The sequence below is a fragment of the Streptomyces sp. NPDC054841 genome (assembly GCF_053611045.1).
Genome location: NZ_JBSGZO010000675.1, coordinates 1 through 3,610, shown reverse-complemented (window position 1 = coordinate 3,610; position 3,610 = coordinate 1). Strand labels below are relative to the sequence as shown.

Genomic DNA, 3,610 nt, shown 5'->3' with positions numbered 1-3,610 from the left:
CCAGGGGCCTGTCCGGCAAGATCCGCCGGACAGGCCCTGGGCCACGGCGGCAGCAATGGCTCGATCAGCGCCCGCAGTTCGTCGTCCACGATCCACGGCCTACTCCCCACTCCCACCCGAACGTCCCGACTTCTGCGTCATCACCTGCCGGCGACGGCTACGGAACTCATGAAGCGAGTCCACGCTGATTCTCGTCGGGGACCGCTCCGGATGTGACAGGTCCAAGGCCGCAGGGCAGATGGCGTACGGCTGCCGCCACTGCCTCCTGTGCCGTGGTGGCTCGGGCGAGACTCCGTGCGCATGTGCTGCCACTCGGATTCGGCCAGGCGCACGGGATCGTGGTCGGGCACCTCGAAGCGGCCAGTCAGATGCACGAACGGCGCGGCCTGGCGGATGTCGCTCAGAGTGACCCGTTCGTGCCACGCCCGCGCGGCCCTGGCGACCTGCGCCAAATCCTCGGTGTCACCTTGGATGATTGTGCCGTAGCCGCCGGAGTACGGTGTACTGCCGCCATCATTGTGATCCCAGTCCTCAGCGGGGCCCTGGCCCGGAAATGCCCCGGAACTGCTGGTCGGACATGGGAAACCGGTAGCCGACGTACGGTGTCGACGAGTTCGCCGGATGCTGCAGTCACGTCGTCCGGGCGAGACCCGAGAGGACCTACCGAAAGAACCCGCATCCCGGCCGAAAGATCTAGACCTTACGGTGCGTAACGCTGGCCAGAACCGGTCGCGTGCTGCTGAGATCGGACCAACAGCTGCGGTGAGCCCCGGCGTCCCAGACCCAGTGACACCGGACGCACAGGCCACTCACCGCCGAGGCAGGTCCCCATGTCCAGGCATCCGCCGCATGGCTGCGTGGGTCGCCCTCTGGACGGGGCCCGACGGGACCGCCGCACTTCGCACAACGGGGAGCACCATGACGACCACACCGTCGCCCTCACGTGCCGGGACTCCACCGGCAGCGTCCGAGGAGTCGTCCGACGCAACGTCCGACGCAACGTCTGAGGCAGCGTCAGCACCGACGGCAGCGTCGGCACCGACGGGGGCGCCGGTCGCCACGAGCACACCGGCACCACCGCAGGCGCAGCCGGCAGTCTGGCCCCCGGCACCCTTGGCGTACGTACCGCCCGCCTGCCACGACCGGCGCGACAACAGCGGTGCCGTCATCGTGGTCCTCTCCTGTGCGCTCCTGCTCAGCCTCTGCGCCTTGTACGTCTTGGCCTGGGCCTACGCATCAGAAACCACGTCCCCCGGCAGCGAAACGCCCCGGCCCTGCCAACCGGGCACCGTGCCACCCCTGTTGCCCCCCGACGACTCCGAATCGGTCGTCACCATCCAGGACCGCATCTCGGCGTCCATCTCCGGCTGACACCAGCGCTCAGCAGCAACCTCCACTCGCTCAAGCACACCAGTACCCACGGAGTCCCATGTCCAGCCCGCCCGAACTGCTCGAGACATCGCAGTACATGGAGATACGCGAAACCGGTACTTTCGCCGAACTGCGCAGCCGGTTCCGGAAGTTCGCCTTCACGATGACCGGGGCGTTTCTGCTCTTCTACGTGTCCTACGTCCTCCTGTGCACCTACGCACCGGACCTGGTCGCCACCAAGCTCGTGGGGAACGTGAACGTCGCCCTGCTGCTGGGCGTGGCACAGTTCGCCTCCACCTTCCTGATCGCCTGGCTCTACACGCGTTATGCGAAGTCCCGGCTCGACCCGTTGGCCGACTCGCTGCGGTTCGCCGCCCACCCGGCCGTCGATGCCGCCGCCCCCGCGCGAGGTGACGTGTGAACGGCAACGCACTCCTCGGGGCCGGCGACGCACTCGCCTCGTCCAACGCCTCGCAGCACCGCACGATGACGATCGCGCTGTTCCTGCTCTTCGTGGCCATCACCCTGGGCATCACGGTCTGGGCCGGCAGGAAGAACAGGGACGCCACCGATTTCTACGCCGGCGGGCGGTCGTTCAGCGGTTTCCAGAACGGTCTCGCGATCTCGGGCGACTACATGTCCGCCGCATCCTTCCTCGGTATCACGGGGTCCATCGCGCTCTTCGGCTACGACGGATTCCTCTACTCGGTGGGGTTCCTCGTCGCGTGGCTGGTGGCATTGCTGCTCGTCGCCGAACCACTGCGCAACAGCGGCCGGTTCACCATGGCGGACATCCTCGCGTTCCGGATGCGGCAGCGCCCGGTCCGTACCGCCGCCGGAGTCTCCACCATCGTGGTCTCCATCGTCTATCTGCTGGCCCAGATGGTGGGCGCGGGCTCGCTGGTCGCGCTGCTGCTCGGGGTCTCCGGCGACGGCGCCAAGAGATGGATCATTCTGGGGGTCGGTGCTCTCATGATCCTCTACGTCACCATCGGCGGAATGAAGGGCACCACCTGGGTGCAGATCATCAAGGCGGGCCTGCTCATGGCCGGCGCGCTGTTGCTGACCGTGCTGGTGATGAACCGTTTCGGCTGGAACCTCTCCTCGCTGCTCGGCTCGGCGGCCGATGCCAGCGGCAAGGGTGACGCCTTCCTCGAACCGGGGCTGAAGTACGGCATCAGCTCGCTCACCCAGCTCGACTTCGTCAGCCTCGGCATCGCCCTCGTCCTCGGCACGGCCGGCCTGCCCCACATCCTGGTCCGCTTCTACACCGTCCCCACTGCCCGTGCCGCTCGAACCTCGGTGAACTGGGCCATCGCGGTCATCGGCTTCTTCTACCTGATGACCATCGCGCTCGGCTTCGGCGCCGCGGCCCTGATCGGCCCGGACGCGATCAAGGCGTCCAACCCGGCCGGTACGACCGCCGCACTGATGCTCGCCGGGGAACTCGGCGGCGGCCCGGCGACCACGACCGGAGCACTGCTGCTCGCCGTCATCTCGGCTGTTGCCTTCGCCACCATCCTTGCCGTCGTGGCCGGACTGACCCTGGCTTCCTCGGCCTCCTTCGCCCATGACCTGTACGCCCATGTCATCCGCAAGGGCAGGGCCAGTGAGAAGCAGGAAGTGCGGGTGGCGCGCTGGTCGGCGGTGGCGATCGGAGCGGTCGCGGTGACCTTGAGCATGTTCGCGGACAAGCTCAACACGGCCGCCCTGGTGGCGCTGGCATTCGCGATCGCGGCCTCTGCCAATGTGCCGACGATCGTGTACAGCCTGTTCTGGAAGCGCTTCAACACCGCGGGCGCCCTGAGCAGCATCTACGGCGGGCTCGCCGCCTCCGTGGTGCTGGTGCTGTTCTCCCCGGTGGTCTCGGGCAAGCCGACCTCCATGTTCCCGAGCGCGGACTTCCATCTCTTCCCGCTGGAGAACCCCGGCCTGATCTCGATTCCGCTCGGCTTCCTGCTCGGCTGGCTCGGCACGGTGCTGTCGCGCCCCGAGGAGCGCGGCGAGGAGAAGCACGCCGAGCTGGAGATACGCTCCCTGACGGGCATCGGCGCCAACTGAGCCGACACGACACCCCCCTTTTTTGATCCACCACATCATCTCGTTGAAGCAACACCCCAAGAGGAGCACGAAGTTGACTAGCAAAAGCCTGGCCAACCTCTTGAAGGAAGAGCGGCGGTTCGCGCCGCCGGCCGAGCTGGCCGCGCACGCCAATGTCACGGCTGCGGCGTACGAGCAG

At 67.4% G+C, this 3,610-nt stretch carries 3 protein-coding genes; 2 read left to right on the top strand and 1 reads right to left on the bottom strand.

Annotated features, from left to right (window positions below):
* Positions 1-166: 166 nt before the first annotated feature.
* Positions 167-259 carry a hypothetical protein gene (locus ACWGI8_RS41550; RefSeq protein ID WP_453668638.1) on the bottom strand — a complete coding sequence of 31 codons (93 nt, stop codon included), beginning with the start codon at positions 257-259 and terminating at the stop codon, positions 167-169.
* Positions 260-1,429: 1,170 nt separating this feature from the next.
* Between ACWGI8_RS41550 and ACWGI8_RS41545 the strand changes: the two genes are divergently transcribed.
* Both ACWGI8_RS41545 and ACWGI8_RS41540 read left to right on the top strand, forming a co-directional pair.
* Entirely contained in the window at positions 1,430-1,792 is a 363-nt protein-coding gene (locus ACWGI8_RS41545) for a DUF485 domain-containing protein (RefSeq protein WP_453668637.1), read from the top strand.
* Between the two features lie 65 nt (positions 1,793-1,857).
* On the top strand, positions 1,858-3,432 hold the full coding sequence (locus ACWGI8_RS41540; RefSeq protein ID WP_453668639.1) for a solute symporter family protein: 1,575 nt from the start codon (positions 1,858-1,860) through the stop codon (positions 3,430-3,432).
* Positions 3,433-3,610: the final 178 nt, after the last annotated feature.

Bases quoted from the DNA above. Each gene is read 5' to 3' on its own strand.
- ACWGI8_RS41545 (WP_453668637.1), top strand. From the start codon at position 1,430: ATGTCCAGCCCGCCCGAACTGCTCGAGACATCGCAGTACATGGAGATA.
- ACWGI8_RS41540 (WP_453668639.1), top strand. From the start codon at position 1,858: ATGACGATCGCGCTGTTCCTGCTCTTCGTGGCCATCACCCTGGGCATC.